The sequence below is a fragment of the Rhizobium sp. Pop5 genome (assembly GCF_024721175.1).
Taxonomy (GTDB): domain Bacteria; phylum Pseudomonadota; class Alphaproteobacteria; order Rhizobiales; family Rhizobiaceae; genus Rhizobium.
Genome location: NZ_CP099399.1, coordinates 2142555 through 2158898 on the forward strand (window position 1 = coordinate 2142555; position 16344 = coordinate 2158898).

Here is a 16344-nt window from a genome sequence, read left to right on the forward strand (position 1 = left end):
CTTCCTCTCGGGGGCGCGGATACTACACAGACTAAGGGAAAAGGACTATCCCAATGGCCACCAAGGGCACCGTAAAATTCTTCAACCAGGACAAGGGTTTTGGTTTCATCACGCCGGACGGCGGCGCAAAGGACGTTTTCGTCCACATCTCCGCGCTGCAGGCTTCTGGCATCCAGTCGCTGCGCGAAGGCCAGCAGGTCACCTTCGACACCGAGCCGGATCGCATGGGCAAGGGCCCGAAGGCCGTCAACATCTCGGCTTCGTAAGTCAGATTTCCGCTTCTGCGGCATCGACGGCGCTCCGCAAGGGGCGCCGTTTCTGTTTGCGCAGCAGGATTTGTCGATCGCACCTCCAGATGTTATATGCGCGCTTGATGGATGATCCCGCCCATGCGGCGGTGCGGCACCCGCTTTGAGGCGCCATGAAACAAGGAACAATGGAACGTCGATGACTGAGAAGAGGCCGATATTCGCGGTCGCCCCGATGATCGACTGGACGGACCGGCATTGCCGTTACTTCCACCGCCAGATCAGCCGGGAGGCGCTGCTTTATACCGAGATGGTGGTGGCCGACGCGATCATCCACGGCCCGCGCGAGCGCCTGCTCGGTCATGACCCGGCGGAACATCCGCTGGCGCTGCAGCTCGGCGGCTCGGACCCGGTTAAGCTCGCCGAAGCGGTAAGGCTCGCCCAACCCTATGGCTATGACGAAGTCAACCTCAATGTCGGCTGCCCCTCCGATCGTGTGCAGTCGGGCACCTTCGGCGCCTGCCTGATGCTGACGCCGGAAACGGTGGCCGCATGCGTGGCGGCGATGAAGGCGGTCGCAACCGTGCCGGTGACGGTGAAATGCCGGATCGGTGTCGACGAGCAGGAGCCGGAAGAGGCGCTGCCGGCGCTGATCACCCGCGTGCTCGACGCCGGCGCCGACGCAATCTGGATCCATGCGCGCAAGGCCTGGCTGAAAGGCCTGAGCCCCAAGGAAAACCGCGAGATCCCGCCGCTCGACTACGATATCGTCTACCGGATGAAGGAGAGCTGGCCTGATGTCTTCATCGGCATCAACGGCGGCATCCGCACGCTGGACGAGGCAGAAGCCCACCTGGCCCATGTCGATGGCGTCATGCTCGGCCGCGCCGCCTATCAGAACGCAGCAATCCTCGCTGATGTCGACCACCGCTTCTTCGGCGCTCCGGCCGCCGAGCCGGACTGGCAGGCGCTCCGCGACCGGATGATGACCTATGCCGAACGCCACATCGCCAGCGGCGGCCGGCTGCAGCACGTCGCCCGCCACATGGTCGGCCTCTTCACCGGTCTCCCCGGCGCCCGCCGCTACCGCCAGATCCTCTCGACCGATGCCGCAAAAAACGGCGCCGGCCCGGAAGTGCTGGCCGCGGCCTTCGCGGCCGTGGATTTTTCCGGGGCGGAGCAGGAGGCGGTCAGCGCGTAAGCCGTGCCCCCCAAGAGAGCCTCATACTGAGGCGCGGAAGCCGAAGGCTGAAGCCTCGAAGGACGAGGCGGGCGCGTTTGCGGTTGACGAACGCAAGGAGCAGCGTTGAATGTGTGCTTCGAGGCTTCGCCTTGCGGGCTACGCACCTTAGCATGAGGGACGTTAGAGGACGCCCGCATCCCTGATGCGATCTCTAGGATCACCTAGGATCTGGGGGCAACCCGAAAAAGCCGCCCCGCTCCAGTTCACGACACCTTCGCCAATGCCTGATAGGCCGTAGCGCGATCCCTGCTCTGCCGCGCCTTCACCGCCAGCATCCCCGCCGCCACGAGAACGACGGCGAAGACACCCGCGATCAGCAGCCAGTTGACCTGCCCGCCGAGCACCACATTCGAACCGACGCCGCCGGTTGCCAAGGCAGTGGTCCCGCCGGCGCTGCGCCGCTGCTTCCTGGCCGCCGCCTCTGCCTTGCCGGCCTCCTCCAGTAGCGCGCCTTTCGGATCGGCATGCGCCGAGGCCGCAAGCCACATGGCGACACCCCTTGCCTCAACATCGGCGACCCGCCTCGACCACCCGCCGCGGAAGGTCGTCCAGGTCTTCAACCCCTGCAGAAAACCAAGCCGCTTTGCGCAAAGCGCCTGGATCGCCTGTTTGACATCGCTCGCCGCCGCCTTCTTCAGCGTCTCGCCGCCGACGACGCCGTCGGCGGTCGCGCCGACCACCGCCTGCAGCGTCTTGGCTGCCCGCGCCGTGCCGGAATTGATGCCGAAATCGAATGTCACCAGATCGAGACCTGCAGGCAGCGCCTCGGCACCGAGCGGCCGCCAGTAGTTCCGCTGATAGATCGGCGTTACGTCGGCGAGCGTCAGCCGGGCGATATCGAGATTGGGGTAGCTCGCAGCGGCTATGCCGTATTTCGTGCCTTTCAAGGTGCCCTTGCCGACGGCGCCGCCGGTCCAATTCCCCGGGTCGCGCATGTCTGACGTGAAGCCGCCTTCGTAGTTAAGCGTGATCGGCAGGCAGGCAGACAAGTTTCCTTTGGCCATGGCAATTTTCCCTTCGGATGAAACCTGCGCCAACCATTGCCGATGAAGAGTTGTCGGATCGAACGCCTGCGGCCATCCGCTGAAAATGCTCCTGAAGGTGGTGGCCGTCCTCGTCCTTCGCCCGCGCCTCAGGATAAGGCCGGAGTGGACGTCGGCACTCGTGGCTAAAGAGAGAACGGCAGGCGCCAGGTTAGCCCTCATGGACCTCCCGTCTCTAGAACACCTTTCCCTCACCACCCTCATCAAAGATCGGATTGAGAAACACCACCCGGTCCTCGCCGCCCCTGCGGTCGCGGCTGGCGGTCCAGCCGAGTTTCTTCACGATGCGGCCGATGCGGCCGGCGTGGCGCCAGTCGGCGTCTTTCGCCGCTATGCCGAGGCTCTTCAAAATCTCGTGCTGGGAAAGCGATCTCTCGCCTTTCAGTGTCGGAACGATCACCTCGACCCAGACGTCGACATCGGTGCGCTTCTCCTGCTCGGCGACGACGGCCTGCTGCTCCTCCTCCTGCACCCACCAGGGCGTCTTGGCCTTGTAGAGAGCCACGGCCTCCGCCCAGAGCTGGTCACGGTCGGCGGCGATCGCTTCGATGTCGATGCGCCCGACCGTCAGCGGCCAGAAGCTGCGCCCGCCTGTGGTATCTTTGAGATAGGGATTGCCGTCGGGACTGATCGTGCCGCAGAGGCAGACGCGCCGCGGCGCCTCGACAACCGACCGGCCGTAAGGCGGGCGGAAGCGATCGGTCTGCTTGCGCAGGAATTTTTTGACCGCGCTGGTCTCCGAGGCGTTGAAGCGATGCATTTCCGCAACCTCCAGGCCCCAGATGCCCTGCATCTCCATCATCGCGTCCTTCGAGCCGATGTCGGACAATTCGTCGGTGAAGAAATCGTCGCCATAGAGCATGCGCACGGCGGTGGATTTCCGCGCCCCTTGCGGCCCTTCGAGGATCGGCATCGTATCGACCTTGCAGCCCGGCTGCAGCCCGCGTGCCACGCTCGATATTAGCCAGCGCAGGCCGACAGTCCGGGCGTAGGGCGTATCTTCGATGCCCATGTAATAAGTCAGCCAGTTGTGCAGCCGCGGCCTGCGATCCCAGACGAGCCCCTCGAGATAATCGGTCAGCCGGTCGAAACGCGCATGTTCGGCCACCGTCTGGATCACCGGGGCGATGGTCGCGACCTTCGGCGTCATGTCGTTCGCCTCCAGCCACATGACGGCCTCGCTGTAATCGCGATCCTGCAGCAGGCGTTCGCGCCAGCGGCCCCTGGCCGCGTCCCAGGGCGGCCGGCGCATCAGCACGACGCCCATCTTGAACGCGTCGAAGGCGAAGATACCCGAGAGATCAGGGTGATGTTCGAGGAACAGCGCCCAGTTGCGCGTGGCGCCTGGCTTGATCCTGCCCTTTTCACTGCGCAGCAGCTCCATCTGCCAGCCATTGTCGGCCGCGATGGTTTTGCCGGCGGCCGCTGGCCGAGCCTGGCGCGCCTTCGGAGCCGCGGGCGGCGTCCATGGCCGCGCCGCTGCCTGGATGAAGCCGGAGAGCTCGTCCTCGCTCCAGCCGTCGCCGACGGCATCGGCCGCATCCCAGCCCTTCGGGGGCACGCGCCCGGAAAGCCAGTCGGCATAGAGATAGGGAGGGGATGTCATGAGTACTGCGCGCCGCCTTATCGAACGACGCCGAGGACACGATAGCTGCAGCCGAGGCCGGTGAGGATCGTGCCGATATCGTCAGCGGCTTTCATGCCGGCGATGACGCCGGTTTCGGGATGCGGCCGATCGGCATCCGGCCACATGAGGATGTTGCGGCCGGCAAGCGGCGACCAGTCGGCATGCTTGACCCCTTGCGTGCCGCCGGGCCAGGAAACCACGGTGCGCCCAGTGGCCGCCGACAGCGCGTCGCGGCACTTCTCTCCCTCGACGACGAGAACCGCCCTCGCCGCGCCGAGCTGGCCGAGCCCATAGAGCGGGCGCGGTTTGGGAAAGGGAAAGCGGCACCAGGTCTCGGTACCATCAGGCAGACGCACCCACATGACCATCGGCGTTTCCTTGCCGCCCCCGCCAAGCTCGTGGCGCAGGACATGGCCGATCAGCCCGCCCTCCTGCCCGCGATAGGGAAAGACCATCGACGGGGCGAAAGAGCCCCACTCGGCTCTTTCGCCCCGTCGCTTCGGATTGTAAAGCCGCACCGGCCTGCCGCATTCGATGGATGCGGCAGGCGGCGTCAGTGGCACGATCCCGGCATAGACGTCGAGCGCCACCGTTCTCGGCAGCGCAGGATCGGGCGCTGCAAAGCGGCCGCCGAGGATCTCGATCGCTCCCGCGAGGTCGACGCCTTTGATTTTCCTGACGAAATCGATCACGTCGCCATGCGCGCCGCAGCCGAAGCAGTGGAAACGCTCGACATGGTCCTTCCCGGGAAAAATGGTGAAGGAGGGTGTCGCCTCGGCATGGAAGGGGCAGCAGGCGACGAATTCGCGCCCGGCCCGCTTCAGCGCCAGCCCGTGGCGAGCCGCCTCCTCGGACAGGCAGATATCACGCCTGACACGTTCGACTTCGGTCATACCAGACCCCTGATCTGATCGTTGTGATCGCCGCAACATTTGGCGGGTGCAAGCTCGGGCGCGGAATTCAGTTCACTTGCCCGCCGTCAGGCGCGGCGAGCCGGCGCAATCTCGCCTGCCATGATCAGCCGGTAGCCCTGGCGATAGCCGACATTTTCGATGCCGATGCCGGAACCTTCCAGCCGGGTACGGAGATGGCAGAGCGCCACCTTGAAGGCGGCATACATGCGCGTCGGCGACGGCCCGCCATCGGCATCGTCGACATACATCGCATCGAAGATCCGTTCGGTTTGAACAGGCATGCCCCTGCCGCGCCAGACCGCGCCGAGGATGCGCGCCTGCAGCGGCGTCACATGATAGCGATCGACGACGATTTCGAGCGTGGGCGCTGCCACCGGCTGCTTGCAGCACGGGCAGTTGATCGGCTCCATCGCCGCGGGCCCCGCCCCCGCCTTCTCCATGACCCGCTCTTTCCGAGCCGGCTCAACCGCCTCGCCCGAAACCGGCCGCCTCATCGCGGCCGGCGCCAATCTGACTTTCCTGTCTGCTGCCGTCATCGGATTCACCTTTCCTTTGCGTCTGTTCGCCGTCCCGTTCGTCCGGCCTGTCTCCAAACTTCATGCGGTCGCCCTTTCGGGCGAGCGATCATCAACCGGCGATCAGCCGCCGGATCTCGTAGCCGTGCCAGCGCCTGAAGCTCCCTGGCTTCAGCGCCGGTGATCCCGATCAACGCCTCGCCCGCCGGCACGCCACCGCGCATCAGGCAATGGCCGACCATCCCGTCGAGCAGCTCCGCCTGCCGGAGAAGGCTCGGGAATGTCCGCCCGCTCATCGCCGCTCCGGCAGCATATCGTCGGCCGAAAGCTCGATAGCGCGCTCGCGCGCCACCTTGATCAGCAGCAGCTGGTCGCGGCCACCGATCAAACCCTCATCATCGCCGAGCGCCCGGCTGATCTTGGAGCGATGGCACCCCATCGCTCGCGCCAGTTCCGCCTGGGAAAGGCCGATCTTCTCGTAAACCTTCCGCCATGGAGTCTTGTGGTCCTGACAGAGCCTCTGCACGTGCGCTCCCCGATTGATGCGATAATAGCAACATATGATGCGACAGCAGCATCGTCAAGCCTGACTAGGCCGATTATGGGATTTTATTCCGATAAATCGAGGAGCGATAGCGTGCAACAATTCGATACAGGAATATTTTCCTCATTGATATTGACTCCAGAAGGCAAAGTCAATTATCTAGGTTGCAGAACGAAGAAGGAACGCCGAAAGTTCTCAACCACCGTCGCGGCCGAAATGCCGCCGGCATCAGTCATGAACTCATGCAATTTACGCAACGTGATGCGACAACGTCTCATCCGCTTGCCGTTTGTTGCGAAATCTGCAACAACTCGGTTCCATCAAATGATGTTTGAGGAAACCGGGATGACCGAAATCGATAAGAAGTGGTTTTTCCAGAAGCTGGACGAACGGCAGAAATCTGTCAGAGGCCTCGCGCGGCATCTCAGCATAGATCCTTCGGCCGCCTCGCGCATGCTGTCTGGCACGCGGAGAATGAAGATGGAAGAAGCAAACCAGATTGCGTTGTTCCTGGGCGTTTCGCTCTCGGACGTTCTCAATCACGCCGGCGTTTCGGTCGAGCCGGACGGAACCCCTACCCGCATCCTGCTGGCAGCTGTTATCAACGAGACAGGCTCCGTCGAGCGGCTGAAGGAGCCGCGCCCGCTGCCGCAGGCCGTCATCGACCGCGCCAAGGCGGCCGTGCGCGATTTCGTCGAAGGCCAGGTCATCGCCGCCCAGGTGCGGGCGGCCTCCGGACCGCTGTCGATCTGGGACGACGCCGTCATTCTCTTCGGCCATACCGACGAGGTCGAGACGGCGGCGATCGGCGTCCTCTCCATCTGCCGCACCCGGGACGGCGACCAGATCATGGCCAAGGTCGAGCGCGCCCGAAAGACCGGCGAGGCCCGCATCCAGACCGCGTCAGGCGCCACCGAGGAAACCCTGCTCGACACCGCCACCCCGGTCCTTGCGGTCATTCCGTAGGGCGGGTGCACTGACGAAATCGGCTGCTGCATAGGACACCGCCCACCTGCCTTGTCCTTCGAGGCACCTGCAGGGCATATCGAGATCAGGCGCTCTCGGGTCTTGGCGCGGCATTCTCCACCGTCCTCATCCAGGGGTGCGATCCGCAGGATCGCCTCGAAGGACACGCCGCAACGCCACGTCTGCGCGGCCCTGACGCCGAAACCGCCCGCCCAGAGCGGTTCAATTTTTCACGGAAGCTCAGAACCGCTCAACCTTTTTGTTTTTACGCAATTCCCGGCCAAAGCGCTTCGCGCTTTGCCTGGAATTACTCTAGGACCGCGCCATCGGCACCAGGCTCTTCTTCTCGATCCGCCCGGCCACGGAAAACACCAGGATCTCCGTCTCCTTGCCGATCCTGCCGCCGTCCATCAGCCTGACGATATCGTCCACGCCGCCGACCGGGCTGCCATCGATCGCGAGGATATAATCACCCTCCTGCAGCCCGCCCTTCGCCGCCGGCCCGTCCGGTTCGACGCGCCGGACGCGGACGGAAGTCGTCTGCGCCGTGCCGGCCGCAAGTGCCACCCGGCGCGGCAGCACGATCGTATCGCCAGCAATGCCGATGACGGCACGCCGCACCTGGCCGTGGCGCAGGATCTCCGAAACCACGAAATTGGCCGTATTCGACGCAACCGCGAAGGCGATGCTCTGCGCGCCCTGAATGACGGCGGTGTTGACGCCGATCACCTCGCCGCCGGAGGAGACCAGCGGCCCGCCCGAATTGCCGGGATTGAGCGCAGCATCGGTCTGGATCACATCCTCCATCAGCCGGCCGCTTGCCGCCCGCATCGAGCGGCCAAGCGCCGAAACGATGCCGGCGGTGACCGTCCATTCGAAGCCGAGCGGATTGCCGATCGCAATCGCGATATGGCCCCTGCGCAGGCGCTGGGAATCCCCGAGCTTCGCCCAGGCGCCGGTGCTGGAATCGGCGCGGATGAGCGCGATATCCGTATCGACATCCCGGCCGAGCACTCGCCCCTCGGTCACGAATCCGTCGGGCGTGGTGATGCGAACGCCCCTGGCGTCGTCGACGACATGGCTGTTGGTGATGATGAGCCCATCCGGCGAAATCGCAAAACCCGACCCATGCCCCTGCCGGCCGCCGACCCTCTCGATCCGGCTGACCGCCGGCCCAACCATATCGACCGCCGCCGCAATCGACTGCGAATAGGCATCGATCAGCGCCCCATCATTCTGAGGCACGATCTCCTTATCCATATAACCCATTGTCTGATCCTCAGGCAGCAAGAACGGCCGCCCCGCTGCCGGCAAAGCCACCGCGATTGCGAGGGTTGGCCATGGCGCTGTTGTGTAGAGATTAGATGGTTGGGATGAGGGTTGCGTTCAAGTAGATGGCGGCCGACCTCACCGAGCAAACCGCCGTGCGATCAATGCGCCGGCATCACCGATCACGATGGCGGGAACCAGCACCAAGGCCATGCTGTGGATGTCGGGAGGAACATCAACCACGACGAGATGAAGCCCAAACCATGGATTGACGATCTGGACGAGATAGATCGACGCCCACCAGATGCCGAAGGGAACGACGATCAGCCAGCGGCCGACCCGTGTGGCGCTCCAGCGATCGGCGGCCTCGGCAACCGCGATATCGCGCGCCGCCTCGATGCCTTTGATCGCCTGCTCGGCAGCAAGGCGCTTTTCATCGGTCTCGGCATCGAGCTTCGCCTTCCAGGCGGAAAGCAGCGGCGCCGTGAATGTCTCCATCACGCCGCCGAGAAGAAGCTTCGCCAGCCAACTCATCGCGCCCACCCGAACCGGCTGGCAAGATAGTACCAGGCTTCGGCAGACAGACCGATAACGGCGCCGGCGGCGATTTCGACTATCATCGAAATATCGGGGTCATTGGAAAGAAGATTGCCGACATCAGGCGAGAAAACGCCCTTTGCCACCAACGCGGCGGCGAGATAACGCAAGGCAATGCGAACAACAACGCTCATCATATCAGAGGTCTCCTTGGAGCCGCTATCCTAGCCCGGTAAGAGTTGAGCGCCGAACTACGGACCGATATGCGCGAGAGAGCCAGACGCGATGATCTTAAAACCGGCGCCGACTGCCAGGACGATGACAGGGGTAACAACAGCCCAGATGGCCCTGCCGATCCTGTTCGTCAGCTTGTCGACGCTGCCCTCGATCCGCGCCAAGGCGGCGTTGATGTGCGGATGCTGCGCCTCTAGATTGACGACGCGCTCTTTCAAGCCGCTCACCCTTTCGTGCAGTTTCTCGATCTCTGCTCTAAATTGCTGATCCATGGATTTACTCGACGTGGTTTTGCTCTTTGGGTGGCGACGGCTGTCGGCAACGCCGTGTCAAGAGGCGGGTTGAAACTGGGAGGCCCAGCGCCAAAGGTCATCCATCTCAGCGGGCGTGATGCCCATCGTTTGGCCAAGGAGATCAATTCGAGGGTCCTCCCGATGATAGGCTTGGGTATCCTCGACCATGATCCTGATGGCCTCCTTCTCCTGCGGGGTTTTGTCAGCCATGGTGGAGATGACCTCCATGATATCGACCTTGTAGACGGGCGGTTCCAGCTCCAAAGCGGCGAGCCAGAGCTGCCATTTCTGAAGTACTGGAAAGCCCGTTGACGGGCTCAGAAAGGTGACGACATCAGGATGTTCATCCGAGATGGCTTCAAGACCTTCCATGGCTGTGGGGCTAGAGAAGACCCCGGCAACCCTATGGGACTCCGGATCCCTACGGACGTGCACAACTCTCATGCTTGTAACCTCGCTACTGTGTAGTCATCCCAACCATGGGTAAACAAGCTGACATCGCCGCTGCCGACGGGGATGTCGAAGCGCGCCCACAAAGTACCTGTGCCGGTTGTTCTCACCCTGGCACCCATCTGGAAGCGAACGGGAGAAACGATATTGAGGAATATGTTGGCGTCCCCATTGGTGCTGGCATGCTCCTCCGTATCGCAGCGGAAGTTGACAACGGAGCCGTTGCTTGCGGCAGCTTGAATAAGCAGGCGTGCATCGACGGAGATGCCGTCAGGGAGACCGACTGGGTTATAGGCTACACTGTCAAACGGGGAGTTGGCGGAAAACTCCGTTGTCCCAGCGACCAGCTTCACCCTGCTCCCATACTGCTTGAACCCCACAATCTGCGAACTCGCATTCGTCAGGAAAGACCCAATCCGGCCATTCGTCAGAATCTCCCACCCAGCCGGCACCGTCACCCCTGCCGAGGTATTCGAAAGCGACGCGATGAAATCGCCAATGCTGATGTCGGAGAGCTTGCGCAGCACATAGACATGGTATGTCTTGCTTGCCGCGACCGTGCCGGTGTCCAGGAAGCCACCGCCCGTTCCCGCCGACCAGGCAGCGTTCAGCCTCTTGGTCAAAACGGTGCTGAAAGAGGTGTATTTGCCGCCGAAGCGTGCATCGCCGGCGCTGATGTCGAGGCTGGTGAGCGGTACGCCGGCATTGGGGTTCGGCACCAGCCCGCGAACGAAATCGGGCATGACGAGCTTTGCCGCGATAGCGTCCCTGTCAGCCTGCAGGTCGGAGATTTTTGCGGCCGTCACGGTTCCGTCGGTCGGCACCCAGCCCGCGGAGCCATAGACCCGCATCCCCCGGTCCACGTTGTTGAAATAGAGGTCGCCCTCCCGCAGCGCCGATCCGTCTGCTCTTAGAGCCGGGTTGACGGCGGAAGCACCGAGATAGACATCGGCAAAATTCGTCACATCCTGGATATTGGCCGCCACGGTCCCGACATTCCCCGCCACGCCGGCAACGGCGACCGTCTGCGCCGCGATCGCGGCAACGGCGGCCACCTGCGCCGCTACGGTGGCAACGGTCGCGATCTGCGCGGCGACGTTGGCCGCCGGCGGAATGCTCTGCGCCACGCTCGCCAGTTCCGTCACCGGCTCGATGATCGAGGCCAGCCGCAAGACGCCGTTGATGAGCTCGGCGATCTCCGTCGGCGTCGAGGTCGGAGAGACGACGATCGCCCGGTCAAGCCGCTCGCTCAGCTGCAGGTCGCGCTGGGCGGCGATGTCGAGCGCGGTTTCGATGGTCTTTGCCGAAAACGGCCCCTGGTTCTCCAGCTCCGTTTCCTGGGTAAACGGCACGTTGAGCAGCAGGGTAACCGTCTCCTGGGCGGAGGGAGCGCAGCTCGCCCCGGTATTGATCGAACCGCCCTCGGGATTGCCGACGCCGGAGACGCTGTAATCGGCGTCGAGCGTCAGGATCTCCTCGTCGCCATTGGCGCGCCGCTTGATGACGAGCAGATGCCGCTCGTCGGCGATGAAGAAATCATAGTCGAAAACGGTCGTCACCGCATTGCCGGGATAAGGGCCGGATCGATTGTTCGTGCTTGATATCGTCATGTGCCGTCACTCGCTTGGTTTCAGAAAGACCATAAGCGCCGATGGTTGTTTCCCCATCTGGCTGGAGTGGATATTTCGCGGGAAAGGTAGGCCGTCCGCCGGCAGACCTCGACCAGACGATCGAATGATGGCTGGCTTTGGCATCTCAGGGCGCTTTCCTCGCAATGGGATTTGTCTTCCGGTTCACACGGGCGGTTTCAGCGGCCTTATTCACACCCTCGATGGCACGACGTGCCTGTTCATCCAGGTCGACGGCCTTGGCATCGCCAGAAGCCTTACCCGCAAGGCGTCCTGCCTTCTCGTTGACGCTAGCGGCTTCGGGGTCTTTATCCACGCCCTCGACAGCCCGCCGCGCCTGTTCGTCCATATCGACGGCCCCGTCATCTCCAGGTGCTTCTTTTGCGAAGCGTCGCGGGGCACGATTGACGCGGGCGGTTTCAGCATCTTTCTCCGTGCCTTCGACGGCGTCACGTGCCTCCTGGTCGATGCGCGCGCCTTCGGCATCTTTCTGCGCCTCTTCCTCACGCCGTTTAAGTTCCTTGGCCTCTCGCATGGAGATGTCGCCGGGGCGCAACTTTGCATTCTCCTTAAAGAACTCATCATGTTCGAAGCCGGCAATTCTTGCAGCATAGGTCGCAGTCGAGATTTTCAGATCGCCGCCAGCGGCAAGCGCGTCGTCAAGATCGCTGCGGCTGACCAAGCCGAGGCGGTTAATCTCCTTACGAGGATCGATTCCCCGCTTCACGAAATAATCGACAAACCTCTGGGCCGGAACATAAATGCTCTCAACAGGACCGTTCCGCATTGCCTGCGCGACAAACCACCGAAATCTATCCGGATCACGCTGACGCAGTTTGGATGCCTGCGCCTGCCGGGATATTTCCCCGATGGTGACTTCCGTTTTCCCAGGTCCCCCGTCTTGCAGCCGACTGCCGGGACTGCTGGAGAATTTTGCGCCCTTTATCATCGCGCGGACGGCCAGATCCATCGCGGTGACAAAGGCGCCTGCGGAAAAATTGACCGCAACGCCGTCGATCAGGCTTTTGTCAGGCGCATAGAGATATTTCGCGATTGCGTTCTGCAACGCTTGCTGACCGGCATTCTGAGTTCCCGAAATCACGGCCTGCAGGCCAACGTATTTGAGAAATGCTGCCGCGCCCGCCTTCGCGACAGGAGCGGGAATGAAGCGGCTAACCGGAACGCTGCCGAGAATGCCCGGAACGATGCCGCCATAAGCAGCTATCGTCTGCGTATGCTCGTCCTTGCCAGCCTTGCGGGCTGCTGAAGCTGCGTCGCCAGCGTTCTGCGCCGCACTATAGGCGACCGCTGCGCTGCCGCCCGACGCAGCAGCAATGACAACCAACGGCAACATAGAGCCAAAAGCCTCTCCGAACTTGCGACCGGGACTATTCTCCATTCCGGGCCGGGCCTTCCAAAGACGCCCGCCAAAGTCCTGTGTCCACGCACCACCCGCCTGCAGGTCCATTGCCAACGCATTCAAAGGATCCTCAAGCCTCGCCGCAGCCCCCTCCGGTGTCTCGTCGCCGGCTAACAGGTCGCTGACCACGGATTGAGCAATATTCGGGTTGATCTCGCCCTGAGCCCATATCTGATCGCGCAGTTCCTTCTCTTGTTCTCGGGATAGTGTTTTGCCGTAAATCCCGATAATGGCCGCCGCCAATGCTTTGCGGGACTCGGAGCCTGCAGAGAAGACCGACGCAAACACCTGGCCGGTACCTTCCATCGCCTTTCCGACCGACCCAACGGCGCCACCAGGGACACCTTTTACAGCCTCGACAACCTCTAAAGCGTCGCGGGGTGTCTTCGGATTGAGCACAGCCAGGGCTTCCTCGCCCGTACGTTTGCCGGCTAACACGTCTTGAAGAACCGATTGAAAGTTCTCCCGGTCGAGATCCAGCTGCACCTCTATCCGGTCCTGTAGCGCAGCGATCTCTTCCTTGCTCTTGCCCTTCGCTTCGGCGACCTCTTGGGCTAGCACCTCCTGGATGGATTTCTCGGGTGCGGCCGGGGTGCTCGCGTTGTGCAGGGCAGCCGGTGGCGTATTGACACCCGGGCTGTCCGCGTCCACCGGGCGCACATTCGGCCTGCCGAGCCGGTCAAAATACGCGAGCGTCGCCAGGTCGTCGGCGGCCAACGCCGCATTTCCAGGCGTGAGCAGCCAGTCGGACAGTACCGGCGCCTGGGAAAGAATCGTCGCGTTCTGCGCCTCCTGCAGTGTCTGCTGAAAGCTGTCGCGATACTGCTTCACCAGCGCTAACGGCGGCACCGGACCGTCCGTCTCCCTCGCATAATCCTCAGCAAGGCGGAGATCGCTCGCCACCTGATCGGGGTCTTCATTCGAGGAGCGGAGCATGATACCCGCCGCCGCGGGCGGAAGGCTGTTCGGTATTGTTGGTTCCGTCAGCGGCGCCGGAACGCCTGTCGTCTGCGCAGTCTCGTTGGCGGGGAGAAGATCGCTCGCCGGTTGCTCAGGGGAACCGTCGGCGGCAGCATTGGCTTCTGGCCCACCCGTAGTTGTTATCTTCGTTTCCGGCAGCGTTTCCAATAGCTTGTCTCCAAACATGATGAGGAGACAAGCTTAGAATCCAGACGGTTGGCATCATGAATGGCGGATGCCGCCATCAGCCCCGGCAGCCAGCGCAAGCAGCGAAACGATGCCCTTGTAATAGCCCATCGCCTCAGCCTCATCAGGCTCCCTGCCGAGGTCGCGCGAAAGTTCGGATGCCAGCCCTTGCCGGGCGTCGGGCGGGAGATCCGCCCAATCGGCCAGTTCAAGCATAGGGACTTCCGCAGCCGGCTCCGGCTCGCGCAGCACCAGCGGCAGCAGCAGCTTGTTGCGCATCGATGAAATATCGAATTCGTTCGGCGTCCTGCCGTTATTTTCTTTCTTGAACGCCGCGATCTCGGAAGCGAGCGCGTTCTGAAACCGCGCTATCTGCTGTATCGCCGCTTGCCGCTCGGCTCCGAACTTGCCGTTTGCAGTAATGCCGATGGATTCGAGCTGCTTTTGCGATTGCGCGAAGGCATCGGCGAGCTGCAACCCCTCGCGTTTCATCGCCGCCTGCCCGCTCAGCGCGTCGTTCTGCAGCTCCGACAGCTCGCGGAATGCGCCTGTCCCCAGCCGACCGCGATAATCGCTGAGATCGACACCGGCGAATCCATCAGGGTTCATGGCGGCATACCTGCGCATGTCATAGAGCAACACCTCGTCGCCCTGTCCCGCCCGGCCCTTGGCCACCGTCTGCATATAATTCCATGCCGCCGAGACCGCCTCCATGCCAGCCGCTTGCCGGATCTCCCGCGGCACGTCATCAGGCGTCTTGCCCGCGTCGATCACCCGCCAAAGCTCCGCTTTGGCCTGCTTTATCCGCGCGTCCTCGGCTCTCGCCTGCGTTTCGAGCGTCGTCTGGACGCGCCGCTGGGTGAGTTGGCGCACCTTGTCGTCGCCGATGCCGGCAAGGCTCCGGTCTATATCCTCGGTGGAAGGGCCGAGCGCACGCTGCGCCACCCGGTTGCCGCGCGGCGCCACCGTGCCGCCGCGCGTCGAAAACGGCGCGGCCTGCTCGGGATCGTCGGTCACGGGGAAATACATGCCGTATCGGGCGGCGTTGTCGTGGATATAGTCGTACACTTCCTTCGGCGCCGCCCCGGATTTCAGCGCCTGGCCCTTCCAGCCGAGATCGACGGAATCGGGCGCGCCTTTGGAGCTGCTGATGATCTGCAACCCGTCGCGAATGGCGGGCGGCGCATCCTCGATCATCGCCGCAAGGTTGGTGGCGAAACTCTCGCCGAGCCTGTCGATCGTCTCCGTCGCCTTGCCGGGCACCCGCGCGGCAAGGTCCTGGCGGATCCTGGTCGGTCCGGCGGCCGCAACCGTGCGGGCCGATGGCGAGCCGGCATCCGTGAGATCGCCGGCAGCATCGTCCGATGGTGCGGGAGCGCGTCGGCCGCTGGTCAGGATCGCGCCGGCCTCACGCTTGGAATGCTCGTTGCTGATCTCGCTTTCCAGCGCCTGCGTCAGCATGTCGTGGTCGGCGCCGGTCATCTGCCCGGCATGATCCTTCTGGTAGCGGTCGGCGGCGATCGGGTCGTCTTGGGCCAGCCGAAGCGTGATGTCCCTATGAACGCCGGAGACGAACGCGCTGCCGCGCGCCATCATCGTATCGCCGCTCCAGCCCTCCAGCCGCCCCTGCTCCTGGAGTTCCAGCAGACCGGCCGCGACGTTTTTCGTCACCAGATCGGGTCTGGTGAAATTCACCACCGCATCCCTTGCGAAGCTGTCGACGCGCTGGGCGGCATTCTCCTGAAACCAGACCTTGCGCTGCTGGCCGGAATAGACGACGGCGCTTTGCAGCGAGGCATTGATCCTGGCGTCGGCGGCCCGGCCATAAAGCGCGGCCGCCTCGCCCGAAAGGCCGGCGCCGAATTCCCTACGCTTTTCCATGAGCCGCCGCTCGTAGTCGGCGCGGCCATCCACCGCCGCCCGCCCGGTCAGCGTCATGAAGCCGCCCTCGCCATATCGGGCGGCGCGATCCCAGGCCGCAAGCTGGTTCTCGCGGTCCTTGGCGCGCATGACGTTGTCGAGCGCCATGGGATCGACTGCCTTCTGTTCGGCAGCGCCGCCGTTCGCCGTCTGCTGAGCGTCCTGGCGCTGCTTCTTGACGTTGGAGATCGATGTCCCCAGAGCTTCGATACCCTTCGCCAGATCCCCCATGCCCCTGCCGACGGCCGCGCCGAAGTTGTCGGCGTCGGCCTTGACGTCAAGCTTGCTTTGAAAAATCGGCCGCGTCGCGATGCTGGCCTGGTATTCGGGAACGGTGACCATGGCTC

At 63.3% G+C, this 16344-nt stretch carries 17 protein-coding genes; 3 read left to right on the forward strand and 14 right to left on the reverse strand.

The features are described from left to right. Positions 1-53: 53 nt before the first annotated feature. On the forward strand, positions 54-266 hold the full coding sequence (locus NE852_RS12815; protein WP_003540801.1) for a cold-shock protein: 213 nt from the start codon (positions 54-56) through the stop codon (positions 264-266). Between the two features lie 181 nt (positions 267-447). After that, positions 448-1449 carry a tRNA dihydrouridine(20/20a) synthase DusA gene (dusA, locus tag NE852_RS12820; RefSeq protein ID WP_008535407.1) on the forward strand — a complete coding sequence of 334 codons (1002 nt, stop codon included), beginning with the start codon at positions 448-450 and terminating at the stop codon, positions 1447-1449. A 245-nt stretch (positions 1450-1694) separates the two neighbouring features. Here dusA and NE852_RS12825 read toward each other — a convergent pair whose 3' ends face one another. The 6 genes from NE852_RS12825 to NE852_RS12850 all read right to left on the reverse strand — a co-directional run bounded on the left by NE852_RS12825 (position 1695) and on the right by NE852_RS12850 (position 6116). Beyond that, a complete protein-coding gene (locus NE852_RS12825) occupies positions 1695-2495 on the reverse strand; it encodes a glycoside hydrolase family 108 protein (protein WP_008535408.1) in 801 nt (266 codons plus the stop codon). A gap of 214 nt (positions 2496-2709) precedes the next feature. Next, positions 2710-4140, reverse strand: coding sequence for a virulence-associated E family protein (locus NE852_RS12830; protein WP_008535410.1), 1431 nt, complete (start codon positions 4138-4140; stop codon positions 2710-2712). Between the two features lie 17 nt (positions 4141-4157). Further along, the gene (locus NE852_RS12835) at positions 4158-5054 is read right to left on the reverse strand and encodes a CHC2 zinc finger domain-containing protein (protein WP_258156625.1); all 897 of its coding nucleotides are present in this window, start codon (positions 5052-5054) and stop codon (positions 4158-4160) included. A gap of 86 nt (positions 5055-5140) precedes the next feature. Further along, positions 5141-5611, reverse strand: a complete 471-nt coding sequence (locus tag NE852_RS12840) for a hypothetical protein (RefSeq protein ID WP_258156626.1) — start codon at positions 5609-5611, stop codon at positions 5141-5143. Positions 5612-5616: 5 nt separating this feature from the next. Further along, the gene (locus NE852_RS12845) at positions 5617-5886 is read right to left on the reverse strand and encodes a hypothetical protein (RefSeq protein ID WP_258156627.1); all 270 of its coding nucleotides are present in this window, start codon (positions 5884-5886) and stop codon (positions 5617-5619) included. Further along, complete coding sequence (locus NE852_RS12850; RefSeq protein WP_008535419.1) at positions 5883-6116, reverse strand: helix-turn-helix transcriptional regulator; 234 nt, start codon at positions 6114-6116, stop codon at positions 5883-5885. The genes NE852_RS12845 and NE852_RS12850 overlap by 4 nt, the downstream gene beginning before the upstream one ends. Positions 6117-6479: 363 nt before the next feature. Here NE852_RS12850 and NE852_RS12855 point away from each other — a divergent pair, with 363 nt between their 5' ends. After that, a complete protein-coding gene (locus tag NE852_RS12855; RefSeq protein ID WP_008535422.1) occupies positions 6480-7100 on the forward strand; it encodes a helix-turn-helix transcriptional regulator in 621 nt (206 codons plus the stop codon). A 312-nt stretch (positions 7101-7412) separates the two neighbouring features. Here the strand turns inward: NE852_RS12855 and NE852_RS12860 are convergent, their stop codons facing one another. The 8 genes from NE852_RS12860 to NE852_RS12895 all read right to left on the reverse strand — a co-directional run bounded on the left by NE852_RS12860 (position 7413) and on the right by NE852_RS12895 (position 16339). Next, complete coding sequence (locus NE852_RS12860; RefSeq protein WP_008535424.1) at positions 7413-8369, reverse strand: S1C family serine protease; 957 nt, start codon at positions 8367-8369, stop codon at positions 7413-7415. Between the two features lie 138 nt (positions 8370-8507). Next, positions 8508-8903 (reverse strand): hypothetical protein, encoded by a 396-nt coding sequence (locus NE852_RS12865; protein WP_008535426.1) that lies wholly within the window; start codon positions 8901-8903, stop codon positions 8508-8510. Continuing rightward, a complete protein-coding gene (locus NE852_RS12870) occupies positions 8900-9103 on the reverse strand; it encodes a hypothetical protein (RefSeq protein WP_008535428.1) in 204 nt (67 codons plus the stop codon). Before NE852_RS12870 ends, NE852_RS12865 begins: the two co-directional genes overlap by 4 nt. 54 nt (positions 9104-9157) lie before the next feature. Continuing rightward, positions 9158-9412: a hypothetical protein gene (locus tag NE852_RS12875; protein ID WP_008535430.1), complete on the reverse strand. Its 255-nt coding sequence runs from the start codon at positions 9410-9412 to the stop codon at positions 9158-9160. A gap of 57 nt (positions 9413-9469) precedes the next feature. Then, a complete protein-coding gene (locus tag NE852_RS12880) occupies positions 9470-9805 on the reverse strand; it encodes a hypothetical protein (protein WP_128623667.1) in 336 nt (111 codons plus the stop codon). Positions 9806-9873: 68 nt separating this feature from the next. Further along, a complete protein-coding gene (locus tag NE852_RS12885; protein ID WP_008535436.1) occupies positions 9874-11493 on the reverse strand; it encodes a hypothetical protein in 1620 nt (539 codons plus the stop codon). Between the two features lie 145 nt (positions 11494-11638). Continuing rightward, complete coding sequence (locus NE852_RS12890; RefSeq protein ID WP_258156628.1) at positions 11639-14059, reverse strand: hypothetical protein; 2421 nt, start codon at positions 14057-14059, stop codon at positions 11639-11641. Positions 14060-14113: 54 nt separating this feature from the next. Beyond that, the gene (locus tag NE852_RS12895; protein ID WP_258156629.1) at positions 14114-16339 is read right to left on the reverse strand and encodes a hypothetical protein; all 2226 of its coding nucleotides are present in this window, start codon (positions 16337-16339) and stop codon (positions 14114-14116) included. Positions 16340-16344 lie beyond the last annotated feature (5 nt).

Excerpts from the sequence above, each read along its gene's own strand:
- NE852_RS12870 (WP_008535428.1), bottom strand. The coding sequence starts at position 9,103 with ATGATGAGCGTTGTTGTTCGCATTGCCTTGCGTTATCTCGCCGCCGCG.
- NE852_RS12885 (WP_008535436.1), bottom strand. The coding sequence starts at position 11,493 with ATGACGATATCAAGCACGAACAATCGATCCGGCCCTTATCCCGGCAAT.
- NE852_RS12815 (WP_003540801.1), top strand. The coding sequence starts at position 54 with ATGGCCACCAAGGGCACCGTAAAATTCTTCAACCAGGACAAGGGTTTT.
- NE852_RS12865 (WP_008535426.1), bottom strand. The coding sequence starts at position 8,903 with ATGAGTTGGCTGGCGAAGCTTCTTCTCGGCGGCGTGATGGAGACATTC.
- dusA (WP_008535407.1), top strand. The coding sequence starts at position 448 with ATGACTGAGAAGAGGCCGATATTCGCGGTCGCCCCGATGATCGACTGG.
- NE852_RS12875 (WP_008535430.1), bottom strand. The coding sequence starts at position 9,412 with ATGGATCAGCAATTTAGAGCAGAGATCGAGAAACTGCACGAAAGGGTG.
- NE852_RS12835 (WP_258156625.1), bottom strand. The coding sequence starts at position 5,054 with ATGACCGAAGTCGAACGTGTCAGGCGTGATATCTGCCTGTCCGAGGAG.
- NE852_RS12825 (WP_008535408.1), bottom strand. The coding sequence starts at position 2,495 with ATGGCCAAAGGAAACTTGTCTGCCTGCCTGCCGATCACGCTTAACTAC.
- NE852_RS12845 (WP_258156627.1), bottom strand. The coding sequence starts at position 5,886 with ATGAGCGGGCGGACATTCCCGAGCCTTCTCCGGCAGGCGGAGCTGCTC.
- NE852_RS12840 (WP_258156626.1), bottom strand. The coding sequence starts at position 5,611 with ATGACGGCAGCAGACAGGAAAGTCAGATTGGCGCCGGCCGCGATGAGG.
- NE852_RS12860 (WP_008535424.1), bottom strand. The coding sequence starts at position 8,369 with ATGGGTTATATGGATAAGGAGATCGTGCCTCAGAATGATGGGGCGCTG.
- NE852_RS12880 (WP_128623667.1), bottom strand. The coding sequence starts at position 9,805 with ATGGAAGGTCTTGAAGCCATCTCGGATGAACATCCTGATGTCGTCACC.
- NE852_RS12830 (WP_008535410.1), bottom strand. The coding sequence starts at position 4,140 with ATGACATCCCCTCCCTATCTCTATGCCGACTGGCTTTCCGGGCGCGTG.
- NE852_RS12895 (WP_258156629.1), bottom strand. The coding sequence starts at position 16,339 with ATGGTCACCGTTCCCGAATACCAGGCCAGCATCGCGACGCGGCCGATT.
- NE852_RS12855 (WP_008535422.1), top strand. The coding sequence starts at position 6,480 with ATGACCGAAATCGATAAGAAGTGGTTTTTCCAGAAGCTGGACGAACGG.